Source organism: Amycolatopsis jejuensis (assembly GCF_000717335.1).
Lineage (GTDB): Bacteria > Actinomycetota > Actinomycetes > Mycobacteriales > Pseudonocardiaceae > Amycolatopsis > Amycolatopsis jejuensis.
Genome location: NZ_JNYZ01000005.1, coordinates 108,149 through 126,373, shown reverse-complemented (window position 1 = coordinate 126,373; position 18,225 = coordinate 108,149). Strand labels below are relative to the sequence as shown.

The window sequence follows — 18,225 nt, the reverse complement described above, 5'->3', positions numbered from 1 at the left end:
GTTCCGATGACAACCGATCTCTACCCCACCGCCAAGCCCCGTTTCGTCGGCCCCGCCGAGGACGTCGAGGCGATCCGGGTCGCCCACCGTGACTGGTGGGCGGCCAACCACACCCAGGAAATCCCGCGGTGCAGCCGGAACTTCGCACCGGACACGCTGATGTTCAACCTCAACGGCCACACCTACTACGGCCTCGACGAAATGATCAAGGCCTGGGAATTCTACGTCGGCGCCATCGACGTCGACGTCGTCGATCTGTGGGACTACCGCATTTTCGTCTCCGGCGACCTCGCCTACATTACCTGCGAAGGCGTTTTCCCCACGAAGAAATCCGCCGAGGAAGGCTGGGGAGCGTCCAATCTGGACATCGGCGAGCAGGACGTTGCGCCCGTGCGGTTCCGGGAAACGTCGATCGCCCGCCGCGACGACGGGAACGGCAATCCGGTGTGGAAGATCTGGCACTTCCACTGCTCACCGGCCGCACCCGCGGACGAGGAGCGCCCCGGTATGGCCGACACCTGGCTGAGCCGCGGCGGCGACCGGGGCGGCAGCATCGCACAGACCGTCGAACTCCCGCCGCCGGGAGCGTGATGACCGCCGCGCGGGTCCGCCGCAATTCCCTGGGGGACGTGCTCCGCCGCTCCGCCCGGCGCCATCCGGACCGGGTGGCGCTGCGCGAAGGCGGTACCTCCCTCACCTACGCGCAGCTCGACCTCGACGTGAACCGGCTGGCCAATGCGTTGGCAGAACGGGGAATCGGCCAAGGCGACCGCGTCGCAGTGCTGTCGCGCAACTCGACGGCTTACGTGCTCGCGATCTTCGCCGTCGCCCGGCTCGGCGCGGTGCTCGTGCCGGTGAACTTCATGCTCACCGCAGGCGAAGCCGGTTACGTACTCAAGCATTCCGGTGCGATCGCCGTGCTGTCCTCGACGGAGCTCGCCGAGGTGGCCGACCAGGCGATCGGCCCCGGCGACCCAGCACGAGTACTCCTCGACAACGGCAAGCGCACCGGATGGGAGAACCTCTCCGCGTTGCTCGCCGAAGGCTCCGGAAACGAACCAGTCGCGGACATCGCGCCCGACGACCTCGCGCAAATCCTCTACACCTCAGGTACCGAGTCCCGGCCGAAAGGCGCGATGCTGTCGCATTCGGCGTTGATGGCCCAGTACGCCAGCTGCGTTGCCGACGGTGAAATGTCCACATCGGACATCGAAGTACACGCGCTGCCGCTGTTCCACTGTGCACAGCAGCATTGCTTCCTCGTCCCGGACCTGATGCTGGGCGCCACAAGCATCATCCTGCCCGGCGCGGACCCCGCGGCGATCCTGGCCGCCGTCGAGGAGTTCGGGGCCACCAAGCTGTTTGCCCCGCCGACCGTGTGGATCGGCCTGCTGCGGCACCCGGACTTCGATCGCCGCGATCTTTCCACCCTCCACAAGGGATACTACGGCGCGGCGATCATGCCGGTCCCGGTGCTGCACGAAATCGCAAAGCGGCTGCCGGACCTGCGGCTGTGGAACTTCTACGGCCAAACCGAAATGGCACCGCTGGCGGTGGTACTCCGACCCGAAGACCAGATGCGCAAGGCAGGCGCGGCGGGCAAGGCCGCGCTGAACGTGGAAACCCGGGTGGTCGACCCGGTCGACGGACGCGAACTGCCACCCGGCGAGGTCGGCGAGATCGTGCACCGGAGCCCGCAGGCGCTGCTGGGTTACCTCGACGACGAGGCCGCGACGGAGCAGGTGTTCCGCGGCGGCTGGTTCCACTCCGGCGACCTCGGGGTGCTCGACGAGGACGGTTACCTCACCGTGGTCGACCGGATCAAGGACATGATCAAGACCGGCGGGGAGAACGTCGCCGGGCGCGAGGTCGAGGAGGTCCTGCACCGGCACGAGGCGGTGGCCGAGGCCGCGGTGATCGGGGTACCGCATCCACAGTGGATCGAAGCGGTCGTGGCGATCGTCGTGCCGAAGGACGGCCAGACGGTGACCGAGGACGACATCCGGTCACACGCCCGCGCGCACCTCGCCCCGTTCAAGGTGCCGAAAGCGGTCACCGTGGTGCCGGCCCTGCCGAAAAACGCGAGCGGAAAAGTGCTGAAACGCGTGCTGCGCGAGGAATTCGCGGCAGCCGCAGAGAAAGGAGACTGACCATGCCGGAAAACCCGGTCGGCCTCGCGGTGGCCAGCAGCCTGGCGCCGGAGCAGGTCGGCGAAGTCGCCGCACTGGCGGAAAACCTCGGCTTCGGCGAATTGTGGATTCCCGAGGACTATTGGTACCTCGGCTCGATTGCCTGCCTCGTACGGGCACTGTCGGCCACCGAGACGATTCCGGTCGGCGTGGGCGTGATGTCCGCACTGGTCCGGCATCCCGCCGTCGCCGCCATGGAAATCGCTGCCGCCGAACGGATGTTCCCGGGTCGCGTCCGGCCGGGCATCGGGCTCGGCGTGCCGGAAATCGTCAGCAAGATGGGGATCAAACCGCGGTCTTCGCTCGGCGCGGTCCGCGAAAGTGTCGCAATTCTGCGTACCCTGTTGAGCGGCAAGGCGTACACCGAACCGGCGGGGCAATTCGAGGCCGACAACATCCAGCTCACCCATCCACCGCATTCGGTACCGCCGATCCACCTCGGTGTACTCGGCGAGAAAATGCTGCAGTTGTCCGGGGAAATCGCCGAGGGCACCGTGGTTTCGGCCATGGCCAGCCCGGCCTACCTGCGCTGGCTGCGGGCCCGGATCGCCGAGGGCGAGGCCCGGCGTACCACGAAACCCACCAGGCAGCACCGAGTTCCGGCGTTCGCAATGTACTGTGTGGACAGTGACACTGCCGCGGCCCGCGCCGTGGTCCGGCCGCTGGTCTCGCTGTACCTGAGTTTCCTCTCACGCAGTCCGCTCGTCACGGTGAACCCGTTCGGCCCGGAAGTCCAGGAACTGTGCGACCGGGGCGGAGCGGAGCTGATCGGCAAGGAAATGCCCGACGCCTGGCTCGACGAACTCACCGTTGCCGGTGATCCCGCGACCTGCGCCGAGCGGATCGGTGCGCTGCTCGACGCCGGTGCCGATTCCGTCGTCCTCATGCCGGTGCGGACCGACGACCTCGAAACCACTCTCCGCCGCACCGCCGACGAGGTACTGCCGCTGGTCCGGAGCGGGGCGTGAACCGCACGAGCATCCCCGGTCCGGCAGGCGAACTGTCGGTACTGACCACCGGTGACCCTGCCGCGAAGGCACTGCCGATCCTGTTCGCCCACCCGATCAACCTGCAGGCCGCATGCTGGGCCGAGGTCGTCGGCCCGCTGGACAGGTTCTGCGTGCTGCCGGACCTGCGCGGACACGGCAGGTCCGAACCACTCGGCCCGTTCGGGGTCGAGCACTGGGCCGCCGACCTGCTCGCCGCGCTGGACCACTTCGCCATCCCCCGCGCACACGTCATCGGCGGTTCGCTCGGCGGGGCACTCTCGGTGTACCTCGCCGCCACTCACCCGGACCGGGTCGCCTCGATCGTCTCGGTGGGTGGGGCATTGGCGATCGAGGGCGACGGCCTCGACGCGGCGGTCGAAGCGTTCCGGACCCTCGGCCCACGTCGGGTGTTCGAGGACAACTTGCCGGAAATGTCCCTTGCACCCGGCGCTCCGGCCGAGGTCGTCGAGCGGATGCTCGACCTGAGCAACCCGAACGACGCCGAAACGGTGAGCGCGATCTGGGCGGCGACGACCAGCAGCGACGTCCGCGAACACGCTCCGGCAGTGCAGTGCCCGGCAACGGTGATCACCGGCGCCTTCGACCGCACCTGCACTCCTGAGCAAGCGCGCGAGATGGCGGACGCGCTCGGGGTCGGCCTCGTCACGATGCCCGGGGTCGGACACCTGCCGATGCTCGAAGCGCCGCAGGCACTGGCCGAACTCCTGTCGGCGCACCTCGATCGGGAGTGACGCAGTTCCCGCTCAGCGGGTACCGAACAGCTGCGTCCGATACTGCCCGTATTTCGTCCCGCTGCGGTGCCGGTAGCCGACCCCGATGTCGTGCAGGTTCGCCCGGTGACCCGGGCTGTTCATCCACGCCCGCACGACGCCGGCGGCGGTCTTGTTCCCACCGGCGAAATTCTCCGCCAGCCGCGGTACCCCGCGCGTTCGGCCGGGGCCGCCGCGGTGGCGGGCTGTGCGGCGGCGATCAGGGCCGCCACCCCGAACGCCGCCGCGAACAGCCCGCCGGTCTTCGAACTCCGCACCGCGACTAAATCCCGCGATGGAAGGTGACGACGAACCCCCTGCAGCTCGGGCAGTTCCGCATCGTCTTGTTGCCGGGCTCGGTGTCCTGCTTCGACCAGGCGTACGCCCTCGGGCAGTGGCTCGAGATGGCGTTGCTGTACGACGTTTTCGCGTCCCGGTTCGGGTTGGTGCACAGGATCGCCTTGCCGCCGCGCTTGGTGAGGTTGGCCGGTGGGCAGTACTGCAGCAGCCGGTCCGAGCAACCCTGGGTCTCGCATTGGTTCGAACCAGGTGGCCGCTTCGCGCCGGTCGGCTCGATCGTGATGGAGAACGACACCGCGTCGACGTAGCTGACGTTGTACCAGGGTGCGGTCTTGTTGTGCCGGTCGAAGTTGAATTCGGCAAGACTGGTCGGCTGTGCGCCGGTGGTACAGCGGTCGGCCAGCTTGCCGCAGTCACCGACCACGCAGTGGAAGGTGCTGCCGGACTTCCCGGTGCAGCCCTGGCGGGCGAAGAACCGCCCGCGCCAGTGCCCGGGATTACCCGACTCAGGCACGGTGATCGTCGCCCGCTGGCTGTCGTTGAGCCGGGGCAGCCCGGTCAGGTTCTTGGAGCCGTCGTTGTTCACCCCGCTGCCGATCCAGATCGGCTGGCCGGTCCGGTTGACGAACGTCACCGTCCGGTTCGCGGTCGTGGCATCCGCCGAGGTGGCGCCCACCGACACTCCGGCGAGCGCGACCGCAGCCGCCAGCAGGGCAAGCATGGCCATCAGGAATCTGCGCATCTGAGCTCCTTTGCACCGCATGAGAACTGACGCAGCCCGATCGTGGCCGCCCGCTGCCGCAGTGTCTTCACGGTCGCCCCGCAATCTGCGGAAAGGGCGTTGTCCGGTAAGCCAAAAGACTGGGGATTTCCCGTACTGCTGTTGACGAGTCGGGCGAAGTCCTTATGCTCGGTTCACCGTCGGCCGGTTTCGTCCCGGTTGTCGAGTCCGTCAACTGTTCACGGAAGACAGGAGGCCAGCGCTCCATACCGGCTGGTGAGTCCGGTGTTCCATTTTTTCGCGCTCCGGCGGGTCCGCTGCCGGTGCCCGAGCACGGTCCCCTCCGAGCGCACCGAGGAACTCATGGAGATCTCCGGATCCTCGCCCGGCAACGCACTCGCGGCCCCCGCCCCGCGAGGCCGCTGCGCTGCCGAACGTGCCGTCACGCTGGCGAGAAGCGGGCAGCGGCTGCCCGACGCAGTCCAGGAAGCGGACGAGGCACTGGTCGCTCCGCACTGCCGCAGCGAACCGGCCTGCGTGCTCGGTGCGGTGACCACGCTCGTGCTCGCCGGCGAACCGGCGGAGGCCGAGGAAGCCGCGGCGCGGCTTGGCCGTCTACCGTCCACAAGCGACGCATTGGCCGGCCGGATCACCTTGCTGCGCGCCAGAACTGCGCGCTGGAACGGCGATCTCGACACTGCCTGGAGCCGGTACCGCGCGCTGCAGCACACCGGCGTCGACCCGGCGCTCCGCCCGTCGATCGTGGCCGAAACCGCCGAACTGCTGCTCGTCCGTGGCAATCCGGCGGCCGCGCACACCGTGCTGGCCGCCTACTGCCACTCGCACGGAACCATCGACGCCGCGTCGCCCCCGGCCTTGCTCGGCGCCCGCGGCGCGGTCCGGATGGCCATCGGCGACGTCCGGCACGCGCTGGCGGATCACCTGCTGTGCGGACGAAGGCTCACCGCCCGCGGCATGGTCAACCCGGCGTTTTCCGCTTGGCGCCGCCGGGCCGCGCGGTGCGCGCACGCCCTCGGCGACCACCGCCGGGCAACCGAACTTGCCGTCGAGGACTATGAAGCCGCAATGGCCTGGGGCGAACCGAAAACGCTCGGGGAAGCGCTGCACGTCCTTGCGGTCGTGGGCAATCCGGCGGCGGCCGTCGACCTGCTCCGCGAGGCGGTCGACCTGCTCGACGTCGCCGGCGCCGCATTGGAAGCCGGAGAAGCGCGGTACGAGCTCGGGGTACGGTTCGCCGCGGCCGGGCAGCCCACCTTCGCGCGGGAACAGTTCCGCGAGGCGGCCGCCCGGTTCCGGTGGGCGGGCTGCACCGCGCAGGCCGTCCACGCGGAAGCCGAACTGGCCGGGTTGCAGCCGCCGATTGCGCTGACCATGCCCGAGACCAGGGTGGCACTGCTGGCCATCGCCGGGTACAGCAACCGGGACATCGCGGCGCGGCTGTACGTCGCCGTCCGCACCGTGGAGTTCCATCTGTCGCACGTGTACCGGAAGCTGGGCATCCGCGGCCGGGCCGAGCTGCGGGCCGGACTGCTCGAGATCTGGTACCGGCTTTCCGGAAACCGGAACCGGCTGTCCTGACCCGGGACGGCGGAATCCACCGGAAGGCCGCGCGCCTTCCGGTGGAAACCCGCGTCAGCAGCTGAGATTGCCGCCCGGGCCGACCCCGAGCATGCTGCTGAACTTCTTGTACGCCTCCACCCGCGAGCGGACCTGCGCCGGGTTCCTTCCGTTGCATTCGACGCCGCCGTTGATCGTGCGGATGGTTTCGCCGAAGCCCTTGCCGTTCACCATCGCGTCGTGCGGAATCAAGGTTCCGGCCGCAGTCTTCTGGGTGTTCCAGAACCAGAGCGCCGCCTTCCACGCGACGGCGGCGTTCTTTTCGACGAGACTCGGATTGTGCAGCAGGTCCAGATGCAGTGCGTCGCCTGCGGCCTTGTAGTTGTAGTTCCAGCTGATCTGCAGCGGGCCACGGCCGTAGTACGCGGCCTTCCCGGCCGGACAGCCATAGGGTTTGCCGGTGTCGCAGTAATGCGGGTAGTTCGCCTTGTTCTGCTCGACGATGTACTTCAGCCCGCCCGTTTCGTGGCTGACGTTCGCCAGAAACGCGGCCGCTTCCCGCTTTTTGACCGTGGCACTGCCGGTGGTCGCGAAGCGCGGGTAGGCAGAAAGCGCGTCGGTCAGACCGCGATACGTGTAAAAACCGTTGCGGCCGGGGAACATTTTGTTGAACTGGGCCTCGCTCACCACGAAACCGGCAGCTTGCCCGTCGGGCTGTGCGTGCGCCACCGACGCGGTACTCATCCCGGTGAACCCGCAGGCCAGCACTGCAGCCGCCACCGCGGCAATCCTCGTGAACAGCACGTTCCGGATCTCCCATCGTCTCCCGGGGTCCGCCCGGAGGAATGGCGGACACCGCCGAAAGCCCATCAACGCACGCGCCGCCCGGAACCGTCTTCACGGTGCGTCCGCAATTCGTCCGAAGATACGTATGAGCGTAAAGAAATCCCCGACCCCGGTTGTGCTCAGATGTCTGGTCCACTACGGGGAAGCCAGGCGCGGTCCGGAAAAACGCCCAGGTGAGCAGTGCACTGCTGCTCCGTCCGAGTGAAGCTGTTTCCGAGTTTCCCCGGTCGTTGACATAAATGATCATCGTTTCCTAAACTTCGATCGTTTTCGGTTACCCCGCAAACCCGGAAAACGATTCGAGGCACTTTCCATGAATGACACCGGTCCCCCGCCGGCCGGCGCGACGCGGACGCTGCCGCCATTGCCGGACCACGCCACCGCGCTGCCGGGCACCTGGTGGCTGCCCTACGTTCCGGGCGGGGCGGCCGTCGCGCAATGGGCGGACAGCGCGCCGCCCGAGCGGCGGCGGGCCCTCCGGGCCATCGGTATGGCCAACCGGGGCGCCGACCGTGAGACGGTGGCCCGCGAGGCCGAGGCGGTGCTGCGTTCCCCCGCCGCGCACGACCTGCTTTCGTGGTGGTGCGCGGTTTTCGCGCTCATCCACGCCGGTGCGGCCGACCTCGCGCAGCACCACTGCGTGCGCCGCGCCCGCGGTCCGGACGCAACCCAGCGGGAGTTCGCGACCGCGCTGCACGCCCGGTTGCGGGTGCTGCGCGGCGCACCGGACGAAGGCGCCGCCATGCTGTCCGACCTGCTCGGCCGCACCCGGCAGCCGATGTTGCGGGAACTGCTGGTGGCGTGGTCGGTGCTGGCGCTGGTGGACGGTGGCGCCATCGACGCGGCGACCGCATTGATCGTCGACCACGCTTGCGATCCGGTGATCCTGCGCTACCAGGACAAGGCGGAACTGTTCGCCGCGGCCGGGCATCTCGAGTTCGCGGCCGGCAGGCACGACGTGGCGCGAGGCAATTTCCTGGAGTGCGGACGGCTGCTCATGGCGGCCGGGGTGCACAACCCGGCGGTGCAGCCGTGGCGGTCTCGCGCGGCGCTGTGCGCGGAGGCGGCCGGGCGGCACCGGCTCGCCGCGGTGCTCGCCGAACGGGAACTGCTGCTGGCGCGAAGATGGTCGGGCACCTGGGCGCTCGGGGTGGCTGCGCACGCGCACGCGGTGGTGGTCAAGCGAAATCCCGAGTCGGTGCGCAGGGCGGCCGACCTGCTCGCAGAAAGCGCGGCCATCGAAGAGCTCCTTCGCGCGCGCTACGACCTGGCGCATTTCCTGAGTTCCGCGCAGCGGTACAGCGAAGCAAGGGAAGTGCTGCGCAGTGCCGCGGGGCTCGCCGCGCGCAACGGTTACCACGGCTGGTCGAACCGGGTGGAGCAGGCTCTGCGCCGGCTCGCGCGCCAGGCCGGCGATCACCTCACCCCGCAGGAGCGCAAGATCGCCGGACTGGCCCGCACCGGGCTGAGCAACCGCCGTATCGCCGAACAGGAATGTCTCACCGTGCGGACCGTGGAATTCCACCTGTCCAGCGTTTACCGCAAACTCGGCATTGCCGGCCGGGCGGAACTGTCCGGTATTCCGGCCGGGCTGGATCCGCCGGGATGAAACCGGGATCAGACGATCGACCAGGTGACCCTGATGATCCCGAGGTCCGGATTGGCCAGTGACCGGAACGCGGGAAGGCTGAGGTCGATCTTGGTGGAATCGCAGCTGGGGCATTTGTCCTTGATCGGCACGGTGATGGTCTTGCCGTTGTAGGTGACCCGGATCGACTTGCGGCACAACGGGTCGTTATTGGGATTCGGCGACGTCCACAGTGCCGCCGGGGCCGCGACGAGCATCTGAGTCGCCGCATTGATCTGCTGCCCGCAAGCGCCGTAGCCCGCATCGTTGTAATAGGTCGCGCTGCCGTTGGTCGCGGCTTGCGCGGAACCGGCCATGGCAATCGGGAAAGCCGCCGCACAGGCAGCCACCGCCGCCGCGTTTCTCCATCCGGACATGGTTTGGACTCCCTTTTCCGTGAACAGAGCAGCCCGAGCGTCGGGTACCGGTCCGCACTCCGGCAAGAATCCGGACCGGACTCTGTGGTGGCCCCGCAGAAGCCCTTGCGGTACCACCACAGAAAACCTCCGGAACCCTCGACTCGGCACGTTCCGAGGTCTAGCGTTTCCGGAAATCCGTGGTCCGGAAAGGGGAATCCGCCGATGTCGTGGATCCGCAAGTTCGTCCCGGCAGTGCTGGCACTGCTGCTCGCGCTCACCGTCGCCGCACCGAGTACGTCCGCAGACACTTTGGCGGGCAAGAAAAAAGGCGCCAGTATCAACAACACACCCGGCGTGAGCCAGGCACTGAAAGACGTCCGGGCCGGCTGGTTCTACGACTGGGCCGCGGACCTGCAGGGGGTCACGAAGCCGAGCGGGATCGAGTTCGTCCCGATGATGTGGGGCAAGGGGTCGGTCACGCAACAGAACCTGAACAAGGCGAAGTCACTCGGGAAAACGTTGCTGGGCTTCAACGAACCCGACCACGGCGGGCAGGCGAACATGTCCCCCGACCAAGCGCTCGGCCTGTGGCCGAAACTGCAGTCGACCGGCATGCGCCTCGGTGCCCCCGCGGTCGCCGCGAACGCGGACAAGGCGGGCAGCTGGCTCGACACCTTCATGCGCGGCGCCGCGTCCCGGAAGTACAAAGTGGACTTCATTCCGGTGCACTGGTACGGCGGCGACTTCTCCGACGCCGCTGTCGGGCAGCTGCGGAGGTACCTCGAAGCCGTGCACAACCGTTACCACAAGCCGATCTGGCTCACCGAGTACGCACTCACCGACTTCGGGCACGGCGCCCCGCGCTACCCCAGTGCGGCCCAGCAGGCGAAATTCGTGAAGAACTCGACCGCCATGCTGCAGGGTCTGTCCTTTGTGGAGCGTTACGCGTGGTTCACGCTGTCGACGAAGACCGCTCCGACCGGCTTGTACAACGGGACGAAACCGAACGCGAGCGGAGCCGCCTACCGCGCTGCGGGCTGACTCTCAGCCCTGCACTTTCAGCGCCCGCATCCGGGCATACAACGTGGTCCGCGAAATCCCCAGTGTGCTCGCCGCCCGCACCTTGTTGCCCTTCGCCGACCGCAACGCCGCCACGATCGCATTCCGCTCCGCCAGCTCGATCGGCGCGAGATCGTGGCCCGTCGCATCCGCCACCAGGCTCGGCGGCAGGTCCCCCGGACCGATCCCGCCCGCCGACCGCCGCCGGATCGCCTGGCCGAGCACCGCGCGCAGCTCGGTCAGGTTCCCCGGCCAGTCGTATGACCCCAGCACCCGCAGCGCACCCGGCGTGATGCAGTGCGTCTGGGCCGCGCCCAGGTCCGCCAGCATGCGCCCGGCGATGTCCGGGAAGTCGGCCACCCGTTGCGCCAGCGGCAAAAGCTCGACGCTGTCGGTGCACGACGCGATCAGCGCCCGTACCGGGCCGCTCACGCTCTCCCGCGGGCCGGTCGTCAGGACCAGATGCGGGCCGATCCCGCCCGCCGCGTGCGTGGCGACCAGCTCGACCAGCTCGGCGGGTAGCAGATCCACCCCGTCGACACAGATGCTGCCGCTCCCGGCGTCAACCGCGGCAGTGAACCTCTCCGCCCACACCGCCGAGCCACCCAGCACCGCCTGCGCACCGGTGAGTACCGCGCACGGTTCCGCAGGCGCCCTGAGCCGGGCCTCGGTGCTGCGCCCGGACCCTCCCGGGCCCGCAATGTGCACATGCCCAGCCACTCGATCGGGTGAAATCTGGTTCCGGTGCCGCGCGCGCCGTGTTTCCGAGGCGTCGAGCGGCCGGATTTCGACCAGCACCCCGCCGCGAGCACCGGCCACCGGTTCGGCCCGGACCCGCGCCCGCTGGCCCGAACGCAGGTCGGTCTCCATTTCGGACGGTCCGGCGACCTCCCCGGCGAGGTTCCACAACAGGGCGACGTCCGAGCCTTCCAGCAGGTCGGCGGCGGCCTGGTTGCACAACAGCATGTCCGCGCCGATCGCGACCACCGGCCGGGTCGGGCGCGACATCGCCTGGAACGCGGCCAGCAACGACCGCTCCGACACCCGGCTGCCTTCCAGCAGCTGCCGCTCGATCTCCTCGACGGCCTTCGCGACCAGCGGCGCCAGCAGCGGGTTCGCCTGCGCAGCCAGCAAAGTGACGTCGAGCGCGCCCTCGATCCGGCGGGTGACCGGGTGGAAAATCGGGTGCCCGTAACAGCTGAACCCGCGCAGGTTCTCCGCGTAGTGCTCCTCGCCGTGCACCACGATGCTCGACCTGGTCTCCAGCGCGGTCCCCGGCCCGTTGGTGCCGACGACCTCCTCCAGCAGGCACGACCCGATGTCGAGCCCCAGCTCGTCGAAGCAATCGGACGCGGCCCGATCGGCGCTCCACCGGTGGGTCATCCGGCCGTCGTGGTCGACGAGCACCGTGGACATTCCGGTGCCGGCCAGGCGTTCGTCGAGGTCTTCCAGCACCGGGGCGGCAGCCGCGAGCAGGTGGCTGGCCGGGTCGACCTCCACCGGCCGCAGGTCGAGCAGCGCGGTCGCCGGTTCGACCCCGGCGAGCGACGCGCGGCGCCAGGACAGCGCGATCGGTTCCCGCAGCCCCTCGCCGCACCAGGACGTCGTCGTGCTCACGTGGAATCTCCACCTTCGTTGGTGACGCGGAGGAGGATACCCGCCACTACCCGCAAGAGCTGTCCAGAAGTTGAACACTCCACGTGTAATTCACCCGGCAAGGTGGTGGCCCACCACATCCCGCGACGGTGGAGAGTTCCCCACCCGCGGTCCTCACCCTCGAAAGGGGAAGCAGCGTGACCCTCAGTCACTCCGACCCGGACACCGGGAGCGAGCGCACGGGCGTTTCCCGGCGTGGTTTCCTCGGCTATGTCGTCGCGGCCGGGACCCTGGTCGTCGCGGCGGACGTGGGGCTTTCCACCCCGGCGTCGGCCGCGGTGCCCTCGCTGCCCCAGCCGCCCGAGCTGTACGACCTCAACGACGCGCTCACCGACGCCGCGCTCCCGACCTCGCAGCTGATCACCGTCACGATCAACAAGGACGGCAGCGCGTCGTTCGCGCTCCCGCGCGCGGAGGTCGGCCAGGGCATCACCACCTCCAGCGCGATGATCATCGCCGAGGAGCTGGACCTGCCGCTGGACAAGGTGCACGTCACGCTCGCCCCGGCGCGGCCCGAGCTGCTCTTCAACCAGCTCACCGGCGGGTCGAACACCACGGTTTCGACGTACACCCCGATCCGCGTGGCCGCCGCGATCGCGAAGCAGCAGCTGCTGCAAGCCGCGGTGCTCCTCCTCGGCGGGACCGCCGAGCGGTTCATCGTCAAGGGCGGCATCGTCACCGCCCCGAACGGCAAGACCGCGACGTACGGCGAACTCGCGACGAAAGCCGCGTCCAGCACCACCAAGCAGGTACAGCTCGACCCGAGCAAGCTCAAGGGGTCCGGCGAGTTCAAGGTCCTCGGGAAGCCGCAGAACCGGATGGACGCGCTCGACATCGTCACCGGCAAGAAGCAGTTCGCGATGGACCTCGACATCCCGGGCGCACTGCCGACGATGATCTGCCGCCCGCCGACGCTCAACGGCAAGCCCAAGGCCATCCAGAACAAGGCCGACGTGCTGAAGCTGCCCGGGGTCACCGACGTCGCGATCATCCCGACCGGCGTCGCCGTCCGCGCGCAGACGTTCGGCCAGTGCATCGACGGCGTACGCGCGTTGAAGGTCGACTGGGGCGCGGGAACTGTCGAGGGCGAGAACGACGAATCGGTGCTGCGTAACCTTCGCCGCGCCGAACTGCCGCTCGCGGTGCCGAAGGTGCCGGTGCTGGCGAAGAGTGTCGAAGCGGATTTCGAGTTCATGTTCCGCTCCAGCGCGGCGCTGGAGCCGTATTGCGCGGTGGCCGACGTGCGGGCCGGCAGCGCGGAGGTCTGGGCCGGGCTGAAGTCGCCGATCGTGGCGCAGGGTGAGGTCGCGCAGGCCGTCGGGCTGCCGCAGGGCAAGGTCAAGGTCCACGTCATCACCGGCGGCGGATCGTTCGGGCACAAGCTGTTCGGCAACCACGCGGTGGAAGCCGCGCAGGCGTCGAAGGCCTTCGGGAAGCCGGTCCGGCTGATGTGGCACCGCGCCGACGAGCCGCGCCAGGGCAGGCTGCACCCGATGGCCACGTCGCGGATGCGGGCCACCGTGCTCGGCGGGAACGTGCTCACCTTCGAGCAGCGGCACACGTCGGTGGAGACCTCGTTCCGGCACGGCCTCGGCGACGTGCTCACGTCGGTCGCCACGAAACTGCCGACCGGGCTGGGGAACCTCGGCGTCGCCGAGGCGGTTTTCGTGCTGAGCCAGGAAATGCCGTACAACTTCGGGGTCGTCGACCAGACGCTCACCGAGACCGACCAGCGGTTCAACACCGGGTCGATGCGCAACGTGTACTCCCCCGACGTCGGCTGCGCGAACGAGATGATGGTCGACATCCTGGCGAAGGCGATGGGCAAGGACCCGTACGACTTCCGGATGGAGTTCCTCAAGAACGACAAGGTGAAGGGCGTGCTGCGCAAGGTCGCCGAGGTCGGCGGCTGGGGCCGGAAGATGCCGGCCGGCACCGCGCAGGGCATCGCGATCCACAAGGAGTACAAGGGCGCGAGCGCCTGTATGGTGGAGATCGACTGCCGCCCGGAAACGGTGAACCGCAAGGTGCGCGACGGCGTCGGCGGGCCGCGCGTGACGAAGGCGGTCATTGCCATCGACACCGGGCTGGTGATCAACCCGCGCGGCCTCGAAGCGCAGATGATGGGCTGTTTCGCGGACGGGCTGGCGCTCGCGCTCACCAGCAGTGTCCACCTGAAGGACGGGCATTTCCTGGAAGCCAGCTGGGACAACTACTTCTACACCCGGCAGTGGAACATCCCGCACGACTTCACCGCGATCGCCATGCCGTCCAACGGCGAGCAGCCGGGCGGCGGTGGCGAAGCCGGCGTGGCGTGTTCGGTCGCGGCCGTCGCGTGCGCGTACGCCCGCGCGACCGGCAAGGTCCCGAAGCGGTTCCCGATCAACCACGACGACCCGATCGGCTTCGAGGTCAAGTCGTTCGTCCCACCCGTTCCCGAATCGCCGACCGACGGCCTGAGCTGGACCTTCTGAGGAGCACGATGAGCAAGCACACCTTCATCCTCAACGGGAAGCCGGTGTCCGTCGACGTCGACGACAACGTCCGGCTCCTGTGGGTCCTGCGTGACGTGCTCGGCGTCCGCGGGCCGAAGTACGGCTGCGGGATCAACGTCTGCAAGGCCTGTACGTCGCATTTCAACGGCAAGGCCTTCAACCCGTGCTCGGTGCGGGTCGCCGACGTCAAGGAAAGCGACGAGATCACCACGATCGAAGGCCTGCCCGGCACCGTGAAGGCCGACCTGCACCCGATGCAGGAAGCGTGGCTGGAGCACGACGTCGCGCAGTGCGGGTACTGCCAGCCCGGCCAGATCATGGCCGCGGTCGCCAAGGTGAAGCAGGCCAAGGCCGAGGGTCGCGAGATCACCGACGCCGACCTGGACGAGATCCGCAACGTCTGCCGCTGCGGGACGTACTCCCGGATCCGGGAGGCGATCAAGGCCGGGGCGGCGAAGATGTGACGTCCGGTGAGTGGCTGTGCCGGGTGTGCTGGTTACCGGCATGGCCACTCACCAGCGCCGCGCCCAGGATCAGCACCGCGATGCCGGTCAGCTGGGTTGCGCCCGGTGCTTGGTCCAGCAGGAGCCAGGCCAGGAGGGTGGCTACCAGCGGTTCGGCCAGCGCCAGCACTCCGGCGAGTGCTACTGGCAGGTCGCGCAATGCTCGCAGGCCTGCGAGGTACGGGAGTACGGTGCCGAATCCTGCCAGGGTCAGGAAAATCAGCCAGACTTTCGCTTGACCTATCGTGCCGTTTCCGGCGTTTATTGTCCATAGTGGACTCAGTGCGAGCACTGCGATGGCGCCGATGGTCAGCCCGGCTGCGGTGAGGCCGAGGGAGTCGTGACGTTGCGCGCCGTGTTCGCCGAGTAGGAAGTACCCTGCCGAGCAGACTGCCGACGCCAGTCCGGCGGCGACGCCGAGGATGTCCAGCCGGGCCGTGGGTCCTGAGATCAGCACCAAGCCGGTGAGCGCCAGCCCGATTCCGAGCCAGACTTGGATCGGCAGCTGGGTGTGTCGCACCGTGCGGATCCATAACGCGACCAGTACGGGTGACAGGTTCACGAGCACCATTGCGGTGCCGACCGGAATGCGTTCGACTGCGATGAAGAAGGACAGCTGTACTCCGGCTACGCCGAGCAGGCCGTAGGCCAGTGGTAGCCACAGGTCTTTGCGGTGGAACCGGAGTGCTTGCGGCCGTTGGATGGCGACGTACGGGACCAGGAGCAGCGCGGCCAGGCCGATGCGGACGGCGGTGGTTGCGGCTGGGCTCCAGCCTGCGTCCATGACCGACTTGGCCAGTGGGCCTGAGCTCGCGAAGAGCACCCAGGAGGTCAGGCTCAGTCCGGTCGCTCGGGCCCTGGTCATGGGGTGATTGTGGGTTTCGGGTGGCCTGGGTCTCTACTTATTTTCGCTGGGGTTGTCACAAAGTGCGGGGGTCCGGCATCTCATGGGTGTCCACGTGATGCACCGGGAGGACGGACGATGAACGCACGGTTCGACATGATGGGTAATGAGCTGGCGGCCGCGGTCGGGAAGCGGTTTGCCGGGATGAGTTCGGTATTGCGCCGGTCTTCGCTGCCGGTGGCCACGCAGGAGCTGGTTTCGTTGCGGGCCAGTCAGATCAATGGGTGTGGTTTCTGCACGGATATGCATACCAAGGACGCTGCGGCTGCGGGTGAGACGACGCAGCGGTTGCATCTGGTGGCGAGTTGGCGTGAGGCCACGGTATTCACGGAGGCGGAGCGGGCGGCCCTTGCGCTGGCTGAGGAGGGGACGCGGATTGCGGACGGTCAGGGTGGGGTGTCGGATGAGACTTGGGCTGAGGTCCGCAGGTATTACGACGATGATCAGACTGCCGCGTTGGTGTGTTTGGTGGGGTTGATCAATGCGGCTAATCGGATGAATGTGATTGTGCGGATGCCTGCCGGGTTTTATGAGCCGGGGATGATGGCGGAGTTGGTTTCGTGAGCTTTCCGGTTTAGGTGATTTTGTTCCGGTTAGGGAATTGTTTCGTGGGGCACCCCGAAGCCGTGATTGTGACTACGGTCTGAGGGGCTTGTCAAGGCGGGAAAGATGCCTTGACAAGCCCCTCAGACCGTGTTTTGGCTTCGTATCGGGGTGCAGGGCCGGGACTGGGTGCCCGGGTCTCGGGTGGGTGCCTCGGCTGCGGTTGGGTGGGTGGGTCGGTGGGTGGGTCGGAAAGGCTGTGAAGGGAACCTTCACGGAATGTGTGTCTGTGAAGGGAACCATGAGGGAATCTGATTCCGTGAAGGTGGCCTTCACGGAAGTCGTCAGCCGCGGTGGAGGGTGCGGGGAAGGGCCGCTGCTGGGGTGCGGGAGGGCTCGGCGGCGGCCCGGGTGGACTATTCGATTCGGGCGATCACCGTCCCCTGACTCACCACTTCCCCCTCCTTCGCGAGCAACCGCACGACTCCGGCGACCGGCGCGGTGACCTCCGCGTCTACCTTGTCCACCGCGACCTCCCCCAGCAGCTCACCTTCACTGACTGTCGCGCCGTCCGTCGTGAACCAGGTCGCCACGACGCCTTCCGCGGGGCCGTCTGACAGGAAGGGGAAAGCTACCTCCGTCATGCGCCCACCAGGTTGACGACTGCTTGGCGGATGCGGGTCGGCGTTGGCAGTACTGCGTATTCCAGCGGGCGCGCGTACGGGATCGGCACGTCGGGTACTGCCACTCGAGCCGCCGGGGCGCGTAGCAAACCCGGGTCTCGTTCGGCGATGCGGGCGATTACCTCGCCGGACAGGCCGAACGACAGGTAATCCTCGTCGACGACCAGTAAGCGGCCGGTTTTGCCGACAGAGTCCAGTACCGTGTCCGTGTCCAGTGGGACCAGGCTGCGCAGGTCCACGACCTCGCAGTCGATACCCTGCTCGGCTAGATCGTCGGCGACGTCCAGGGCGTGGTGGACCGACAGCGACAGCGTCACGATGGTGACGTCCTTACCAGGGCGTACCACGTTCGCTTTGCCGATCGGGACCTCGTGGTCACCTTCCGGTACCGGGGCGATCGACCGGCGGTTCTTCGCCATCCACGGTAACCCCATGACTCCCTTGTGGAACAGGTACACCACCGGGTTGTCGTCGCGGATTGCCGTCGTCATCAGGCCCTTGGCGTCGGCGGGGTTGCTCGGCACGACGACCTTCATCCCAGGCAGGTGCGCGAAAGTTCCCCACAGGCATTGCGAATGTTGTGCACCATCAGAGTATCCACCGCCCACCGCGGCGGTGAGCACCATCGGTACCTTGACATTTCCGCCGGATTCGTAATGGATCTTCGCCATGTGGTTGTAGATCTGGTCCATGCACACGCCGAAGAAGTCGACGAACATCAGCTCGACGATCGGCCGCATGCCCTCGACGGCCGCGCCGATTGCGGTGCCGATGAAGGCCGTCTCGGAAATCGGGGTGTCGAGGATGCGCTGTGGGCCGAATTTGTCGAGCAGACCCGTGGTGGAACTGAAGATCCCGCCGTAGGCGCCGATGTCCTCGCCGAGTACGAACACTCGGTCGTCGCGTTCCATTTCCTGTGCGATGGCCTCCACCATGGCCTTCGCGGTGCTGAGTTTCCGCCCGGCGGGCGCGGCGGGTTCGGTGAGCGTCATGGGCTGCGTCT

Annotated in this window: 17 protein-coding genes; 10 read left to right on the top strand and 7 right to left on the bottom strand. The window is 67.9% G+C overall.

What is annotated here, in order from left to right; all coding sequences use genetic code 11:
• Positions 1–6 precede the first annotated feature (6 nt).
• The 4 genes from OO71_RS47115 to OO71_RS07130 are packed head-to-tail and all read left to right on the top strand — an operon-like array spanning position 7 to position 3,930.
• Positions 7–591, top strand: a complete 585-nt coding sequence (locus OO71_RS47115; protein ID WP_051791172.1) for a YybH family protein — start codon at positions 7–9, stop codon at positions 589–591.
• The gene (locus OO71_RS07140; protein ID WP_033288856.1) at positions 591–2,150 is read left to right on the top strand and encodes a fatty acyl-CoA synthetase; all 1,560 of its coding nucleotides are present in this window, start codon (positions 591–593) and stop codon (positions 2,148–2,150) included. The genes OO71_RS47115 and OO71_RS07140 overlap by 1 nt, the downstream gene beginning before the upstream one ends.
• Before the next feature lie 2 nt (positions 2,151–2,152).
• Positions 2,153–3,157 carry an LLM class flavin-dependent oxidoreductase gene (locus OO71_RS07135; RefSeq protein WP_033288855.1) on the top strand — a complete coding sequence of 335 codons (1,005 nt, stop codon included), beginning with the start codon at positions 2,153–2,155 and terminating at the stop codon, positions 3,155–3,157.
• Positions 3,154–3,930, top strand: coding sequence for an alpha/beta fold hydrolase (locus OO71_RS07130; protein ID WP_033288854.1), 777 nt, complete (start codon positions 3,154–3,156; stop codon positions 3,928–3,930). The genes OO71_RS07135 and OO71_RS07130 overlap by 4 nt, the downstream gene beginning before the upstream one ends.
• A gap of 301 nt (positions 3,931–4,231) precedes the next feature.
• On the opposite strand, the gene OO71_RS07125 is transcribed toward OO71_RS07130, so the two are convergent.
• Positions 4,232–4,990, bottom strand: a complete 759-nt coding sequence (locus tag OO71_RS07125) for a thaumatin family protein (RefSeq protein WP_033288853.1) — start codon at positions 4,988–4,990, stop codon at positions 4,232–4,234.
• A 342-nt stretch (positions 4,991–5,332) separates the two neighbouring features.
• Here OO71_RS07125 and OO71_RS07120 point away from each other — a divergent pair, with 342 nt between their 5' ends.
• Complete coding sequence (locus OO71_RS07120) at positions 5,333–6,568, top strand: helix-turn-helix transcriptional regulator (RefSeq protein ID WP_156096211.1); 1,236 nt, start codon at positions 5,333–5,335, stop codon at positions 6,566–6,568.
• Positions 6,569–6,622: 54 nt separating this feature from the next.
• On the opposite strand, the gene OO71_RS07115 is transcribed toward OO71_RS07120, so the two are convergent.
• Positions 6,623–7,351 carry a chitinase gene (locus OO71_RS07115; protein WP_033288851.1) on the bottom strand — a complete coding sequence of 243 codons (729 nt, stop codon included), beginning with the start codon at positions 7,349–7,351 and terminating at the stop codon, positions 6,623–6,625.
• A gap of 355 nt (positions 7,352–7,706) precedes the next feature.
• On the opposite strand from OO71_RS07115, the gene OO71_RS47110 reads away from it, so the two are divergent.
• Positions 7,707–9,002, top strand: a complete 1,296-nt coding sequence (locus OO71_RS47110) for a helix-turn-helix transcriptional regulator (RefSeq protein WP_051791170.1) — start codon at positions 7,707–7,709, stop codon at positions 9,000–9,002.
• 8 nt (positions 9,003–9,010) lie between these two features.
• Here OO71_RS47110 and OO71_RS07105 read toward each other — a convergent pair whose 3' ends face one another.
• Positions 9,011–9,397, bottom strand: coding sequence for a cysteine/serine endopeptidase inhibitor (locus tag OO71_RS07105; RefSeq protein WP_033288850.1), 387 nt, complete (start codon positions 9,395–9,397; stop codon positions 9,011–9,013).
• A gap of 204 nt (positions 9,398–9,601) precedes the next feature.
• Here OO71_RS07105 and OO71_RS07100 point away from each other — a divergent pair, with 204 nt between their 5' ends.
• A complete protein-coding gene (locus tag OO71_RS07100) occupies positions 9,602–10,420 on the top strand; it encodes a glycoside hydrolase family protein (protein ID WP_033288849.1) in 819 nt (272 codons plus the stop codon).
• Between the two features lie 3 nt (positions 10,421–10,423).
• Here the strand turns inward: OO71_RS07100 and OO71_RS07095 are convergent, their stop codons facing one another.
• Positions 10,424–12,055 (bottom strand): sigma-54-dependent Fis family transcriptional regulator, encoded by a 1,632-nt coding sequence (locus OO71_RS07095; protein ID WP_033288848.1) that lies wholly within the window; start codon positions 12,053–12,055, stop codon positions 10,424–10,426.
• A gap of 176 nt (positions 12,056–12,231) precedes the next feature.
• Here OO71_RS07095 and OO71_RS07090 point away from each other — a divergent pair, with 176 nt between their 5' ends.
• A complete protein-coding gene (locus OO71_RS07090; protein ID WP_033288847.1) occupies positions 12,232–14,568 on the top strand; it encodes a molybdopterin cofactor-binding domain-containing protein in 2,337 nt (778 codons plus the stop codon).
• Between the two features lie 8 nt (positions 14,569–14,576).
• The gene (locus OO71_RS07085; protein WP_033288846.1) at positions 14,577–15,053 is read left to right on the top strand and encodes a (2Fe-2S)-binding protein; all 477 of its coding nucleotides are present in this window, start codon (positions 14,577–14,579) and stop codon (positions 15,051–15,053) included.
• Here the strand turns inward: OO71_RS07085 and OO71_RS07080 are convergent.
• Positions 15,028–15,957 carry an EamA family transporter gene (locus OO71_RS07080; protein WP_051791168.1) on the bottom strand — a complete coding sequence of 310 codons (930 nt, stop codon included), beginning with the start codon at positions 15,955–15,957 and terminating at the stop codon, positions 15,028–15,030. The two genes, OO71_RS07085 and OO71_RS07080, sit on opposite strands and share 26 nt — an antisense overlap.
• 117 nt (positions 15,958–16,074) lie before the next feature.
• On the opposite strand from OO71_RS07080, the gene OO71_RS07075 reads away from it, so the two are divergent.
• Positions 16,075–16,560: a carboxymuconolactone decarboxylase family protein gene (locus tag OO71_RS07075; RefSeq protein WP_033288845.1), complete on the top strand. Its 486-nt coding sequence runs from the start codon at positions 16,075–16,077 to the stop codon at positions 16,558–16,560.
• Positions 16,561–16,955: 395 nt separating this feature from the next.
• Here OO71_RS07075 and OO71_RS07070 read toward each other — a convergent pair whose 3' ends face one another.
• Positions 16,956–17,183, bottom strand: a complete 228-nt coding sequence (locus OO71_RS07070; RefSeq protein ID WP_033288844.1) for a biotin/lipoyl-containing protein — start codon at positions 17,181–17,183, stop codon at positions 16,956–16,958.
• The gene (locus tag OO71_RS07065; protein WP_033288843.1) at positions 17,180–18,214 is read right to left on the bottom strand and encodes an alpha-ketoacid dehydrogenase subunit beta; all 1,035 of its coding nucleotides are present in this window, start codon (positions 18,212–18,214) and stop codon (positions 17,180–17,182) included. Before OO71_RS07065 ends, OO71_RS07070 begins: the two co-directional genes overlap by 4 nt.
• Positions 18,215–18,225: the final 11 nt, after the last annotated feature.

Coding starts and splice junctions, on each gene's coding strand:
- OO71_RS47115 (WP_051791172.1), top strand. CDS start 7: ATGACAACCGATCTCTACCCCACCGCCAAGCCCCGTTTCGTCGGCCCC.
- OO71_RS07100 (WP_033288849.1), top strand. CDS start 9,602: ATGTCGTGGATCCGCAAGTTCGTCCCGGCAGTGCTGGCACTGCTGCTC.
- OO71_RS07125 (WP_033288853.1), bottom strand. CDS start 4,990: ATGCGCAGATTCCTGATGGCCATGCTTGCCCTGCTGGCGGCTGCGGTC.
- OO71_RS07085 (WP_033288846.1), top strand. CDS start 14,577: ATGAGCAAGCACACCTTCATCCTCAACGGGAAGCCGGTGTCCGTCGAC.
- OO71_RS07120 (WP_156096211.1), top strand. CDS start 5,333: ATGGAGATCTCCGGATCCTCGCCCGGCAACGCACTCGCGGCCCCCGCC.
- OO71_RS07135 (WP_033288855.1), top strand. CDS start 2,153: ATGCCGGAAAACCCGGTCGGCCTCGCGGTGGCCAGCAGCCTGGCGCCG.
- OO71_RS07080 (WP_051791168.1), bottom strand. CDS start 15,957: ATGACCAGGGCCCGAGCGACCGGACTGAGCCTGACCTCCTGGGTGCTC.
- OO71_RS07065 (WP_033288843.1), bottom strand. CDS start 18,214: ATGACGCTCACCGAACCCGCCGCGCCCGCCGGGCGGAAACTCAGCACC.
- OO71_RS07105 (WP_033288850.1), bottom strand. CDS start 9,397: ATGTCCGGATGGAGAAACGCGGCGGCGGTGGCTGCCTGTGCGGCGGCT.
- OO71_RS07075 (WP_033288845.1), top strand. CDS start 16,075: ATGAACGCACGGTTCGACATGATGGGTAATGAGCTGGCGGCCGCGGTC.
- OO71_RS07070 (WP_033288844.1), bottom strand. CDS start 17,183: ATGACGGAGGTAGCTTTCCCCTTCCTGTCAGACGGCCCCGCGGAAGGC.
- OO71_RS47110 (WP_051791170.1), top strand. CDS start 7,707: ATGAATGACACCGGTCCCCCGCCGGCCGGCGCGACGCGGACGCTGCCG.
- OO71_RS07140 (WP_033288856.1), top strand. CDS start 591: ATGACCGCCGCGCGGGTCCGCCGCAATTCCCTGGGGGACGTGCTCCGC.